Here is a 4,009-nt window from a genome sequence, read left to right on the forward strand (position 1 = left end):
TCGGGGGCCCGGGGGGGCGGCCGCCTGGGGGCCCCCCCCCCGCCGGGAGGGAGGGTGGTGTGAGCGGAGGTCCTCGGCGGCCCGCCTCCGTGGGGTTCCGGACGGGCCGCCGAGGGGTCTCAGAGGGCCGGCGGTACGGCCGGCTGGGACTGGGTGGCGCAGTGGATGCCGCCACCGCCGGAGGCGATGTTGTCGATGTTCAGCTGGACGACGTCGCGCCCGGGGAACTCGGCCTGCAGGATCGCGTAGGCCTGCGCGTCGGCGGAGGTGTCGCCGAACTGCGGAACGAAGACGGCGCCGTTGGCGACGTAGAAGTTGGTGTAGCTGGACAGGAAGTCCTTGCCGCGCCCGCGGATCCTCGCCCGGTCGGGGCCGGGGAGCTCCACGACGGTCAGCGGCCGGCCCTGGGCGTCGGTCGCGGTCCGCAGGACCTGTTTGGCCTGCTGGTAGACGTCGATCCAGGTCTGGTCGGTGCCGGGGCCGGGCTGGTCGAGGACGACCCGGCCGGGCGAGGTGAAGCGCGCCAGGCAGTCGATGTGGTCGTCCGTGATGTCCTGGCCCGCCAGGCCGGCCAGCCAGATCACCTTGTCCATCCCGAGCGTGGTCTTCAGGGCCTGTTCGACCTGGTCCTGGGACATCCCGGGGTTGCGGTTGGGGTTCACCAGCGAGCTGACGGTGGCCAGCAGGGTGCCCTGGCCGTCCGTCTCCAGGGCGCCGCCCTCGCCGACGAAGGGGGCCTGGACGCGGTCGATTCCGTACTCGACGAGCAGGGTGGCCGCGACCGCGGCGTCCTCGGTGAAGCGCTGGTAGTAGGGGGTGCCGCTCTTGCCCCAGCCGTTGAAGTTGGTGTCGACACCGGCGATGGCGCCCGGCGCGACCACGAAGGTCGGACCGAAGTCCCGGATCCACAGGTCGTCGTTGGAGATCTCGACGACGGTGATGCCGTAGTAGGCGCCGGGGCCGCAGTAGTACCGCGCGTCGGCGGCCTGGCCCGGGCGGGCGACCACGACCACCGGTTCGTAGCGGGAGATCTGGTAGGCGACCCGCGCGATGTCGTCACGGACCGCGGAGAGCTGGGTCCGCCAGATCGACGACAGCGCCGGCCAGGCCATGAAGGTGCGGACGTGCCGGTCGCTCTCGGCGGGCATCCGCAGCCTCGTGGTGGCGCCCGCCGCGGCGGGCGAGGCCGTCGCGGCCCGGGCCGAGGCCGGCAGGACGCCGCCGAGGGCGATCAGGGGGGCGGCGGCCGCACCGAACCGGAGCAGAGCGCGCCGGGAAGGGGTGGGGGATTGCATGGGGACTCCCTGGGTGATGCAGGGGTGGGGGTTGCCCCGCATCCTCTACCGTACTGAAAATTCAGTCAAGCTTTTGGCTCGAAGCTGGCCCATCTCACTGAAACGATCATCAGGAACCTGTCTGACCAGCCGGGAAGCCCGGTAGAGTGGGCGACCATGTCGGACCGTCGGACGGAAATACTCAAGGCCGCCACCAGGGTGATCGCCCGCCGTGGCGTACGCGGACTGCGCGTGGGCGAACTGGCGACCGAGGCGGGGGTGTCCACCTCGCTGATCTACTACCACTTCACCGACCGGGCCGGCATCCTGCGCCAGACGCTGCAGTTCATCAGCGACCGCGCCGACCACTACACCGCCGACGAGGGCCCCGCGCCCCGGACCGAGGACCCTCGGGCCGACCTCGAACGGGTCCTGCTCCGGGAGCTCCAGGACAGCATCGACGTGCGCGAGAACAGCACCGCCTGGGGCGAGTTGAGAGCCAGCGCGGTCTTCGAACCGAGCCTGCGCGAGGACCTGGCGAGGACCACCCACACCTGGGTGCACGACATCGCCGAACTCCTCGCCCGGGCCGACCCGACCGGCACCGCTCCCGCGCACGCGGCCGCCGCCGAGCGGCTCACGATCCTCGTCGAGGGCCTCAGCGTGCGGTGGCTGAGCGGCTCGCTGCCGCTCGACCACGCACGCCGGCTGCTGCGCAGCGCCGTCGAAACCGAACTGCAACGCTGACGGCCCCGGGCGCCGACCTCCGGTCCGCCCGTCACGACTACCCTGACCCTACCTCTAAACTTCGCGATGCCGTCTGCGCCGACCAGCGCCGTGGCCGCCCGGGAGCGCCCTCCGGCTCCCGTCCCCCTCCCTGTCCGCCGAGAGAGGCCACCGCATGTCCGCTGACCGATCCCCCTTCGCCCTGCAGCCGGTCTTCCAGGAGCTGACCGCGGACGACCCGCGCGAGGTCGGCGGCCACCTGCTGTACGCCCGGCTCGGCGCCGGCGGCATGGGCCGGGTCTACCTCTCCTACACGCCCGGCGGGCGGCCGGTGGCGCTCAAGGTGGTCCGGCCCGAACTGGCCGAGGACCCGGAGTTCCGGGCCCGCTTCGCCCAGGAGGTGGCCAGCGCCCGGCGCATCCACGGACTGTTCACCGCACAGGTCGTCGACGCCGGCGTGGACGCCGCCACCCCGTGGCTGGCCACCACGTACGTGCCGGGCCCCTCCCTCCAGCAGGTGGTGCAGCGTTTCGGTCCGCTCCCGGAGCGGACCGTCCTGTTGCTGATGGCCGGCATCGCCGAGGCGCTGCAGGCGATCCACACCAGCGGGGTGGTCCACCGCGACCTCAAGCCCGGCAACGTGCTGATCGCCTCCGACGGCCCCCGGGTGATCGACTTCGGCATCGCCCGCGCCGCCGACGCCAGCGCGCTCACCGGCACCGGACTGCGCATCGGCTCGCCCGCCTACATGGCGCCCGAGCAGGCCATGGGCCGGGCCGCGACCCCGGCCACCGACGTCTACGCGCTGGGCGCGCTGGCCGTCCACGTCGCGGGCGGCAGCCCGCCCTTCGGGGACGGCCCGGACCCGGCCGCGCTCTACCGGACCGTCCACGAGGACCCCGACCTCGGCCGGGTCCCGGAGAGCCTGCGCGACCTGCTCCTGCACTGCCTCGCCAAGCGGCCGGAGGACCGTCCGACCACCGCCGAGGTGATCGCCGCCGCCCGGAACCACCCGGCCGTCGGCGGCCACCTCCGGTTCGGCGACGACTGGCTCCCGCACCCGCTGACCAGCCAGATCACCCGGCACGCCGACCTCCCCCAGGTGCCCGCCGAGGCCGCCGCGCAGCCGGGCCCGGACTCCGCCCGGACGGTCCTCGCGCCGGCCTCCGCGCCGACGCCCACCCTGTTCGCCCCGGTGTCCTCCCCCGTCCCCGCTCCGCCCGCGCCGGCCGGGCATTCGACCGGCTCCCGCGCGGCCCGGCGCGAGGACGCCCGCGGCCGGGGCCGCCGCCGTGCCCTCGGGCGCACCGCGCTGACCGCCGCCGTCGCCCTGACCGTCGGCGCCGCGGCCGCGGTGTTCCTGCTCGACGACCAGGAGCCGGTGGAGGCCGCGACCGCCGAGGCCCCGGTGTCCGGCTCCGCCGCGCCGCTCACCCCGACGGCCCCGGTGGCCCCCACCGGATCGCCGACGCCCACCCGGTCCGCCACCCCGCCCGCGTCGACGCCGGGGCCCGCCGCCGACTTCGCCCCGGTCTACCGCTCCGTCGAGCTGACCTCGGCGGACTCCGGCTACGAGTTCGATCTCGCCAACGGCACGGTGGTCCCGATCGACAGGGCGACCTGGTACGTCGGCCGCGGCGACGGCGAGTTCCTCGTCCCGGAGAGCGCCGACTCCTTCATCGGCAGGGACGCCGGCCTGGGCGTGGCCGAGTGCCTCAAGGGGCTCGGCAGCCACCCGGCCGGACGGATCCCGTTCGCCGCCGCCGGGCCGGGCAGCGCCTTCTGCGTCCGGTCCGCGGACGGCCGGGACCTCGCGGTCGTCCGGGTGCTGCAGACCGCGGGCCCGGACGGCCCGGTCACGGTCTCCCTGGACCGCTACCGCCGCAACGGCTGAGCCCGCCCGCCGCGCGGACGGGCCCGGAGCGGCGCAGAGCCCGGCGGACCCCCCCCCCGGGGGGGGGGGGGACGCGGCGGGGGCGGGGGCCGGGGGGGGGGTCCGCCGCCCGCAC

At 75.1% G+C, this 4,009-nt stretch carries 3 protein-coding genes; 2 read left to right on the forward strand and 1 reads right to left on the reverse strand.

Annotation, left to right across the window (positions count from 1 at the left end; translation table 11 throughout):
- Positions 1 to 119: 119 nt before the first annotated feature.
- Positions 120 to 1,295, reverse strand: a complete 1,176-nt coding sequence (locus ACFV0O_RS34765) for an agmatine deiminase family protein (protein ID WP_380347833.1) — start codon at positions 1,293 to 1,295, stop codon at positions 120 to 122.
- A 156-nt stretch (positions 1,296 to 1,451) separates the two neighbouring features.
- On the opposite strand from ACFV0O_RS34765, the gene ACFV0O_RS34770 reads away from it, so the two are divergent.
- Both ACFV0O_RS34770 and ACFV0O_RS34775 read left to right on the forward strand, forming a co-directional pair.
- A complete protein-coding gene (locus tag ACFV0O_RS34770) occupies positions 1,452 to 2,021 on the forward strand; it encodes a TetR/AcrR family transcriptional regulator (protein WP_360256417.1) in 570 nt (189 codons plus the stop codon).
- Between the two features lie 154 nt (positions 2,022 to 2,175).
- A complete protein-coding gene (locus tag ACFV0O_RS34775; protein WP_380347836.1) occupies positions 2,176 to 3,894 on the forward strand; it encodes a protein kinase in 1,719 nt (572 codons plus the stop codon).
- Positions 3,895 to 4,009: the final 115 nt, after the last annotated feature.

The sequence above is a fragment of the Kitasatospora sp. NPDC059577 genome (assembly GCF_042735475.1).
Classification (GTDB): domain Bacteria; phylum Actinomycetota; class Actinomycetes; order Streptomycetales; family Streptomycetaceae; genus Kitasatospora.

Excerpts from the sequence above, each read along its gene's own strand:
- ACFV0O_RS34770 (WP_360256417.1), top strand. The coding sequence starts at position 1,452 with ATGTCGGACCGTCGGACGGAAATACTCAAGGCCGCCACCAGGGTGATC.
- ACFV0O_RS34765 (WP_380347833.1), bottom strand. The coding sequence starts at position 1,295 with ATGCAATCCCCCACCCCTTCCCGGCGCGCTCTGCTCCGGTTCGGTGCG.
- ACFV0O_RS34775 (WP_380347836.1), top strand. The coding sequence starts at position 2,176 with ATGTCCGCTGACCGATCCCCCTTCGCCCTGCAGCCGGTCTTCCAGGAG.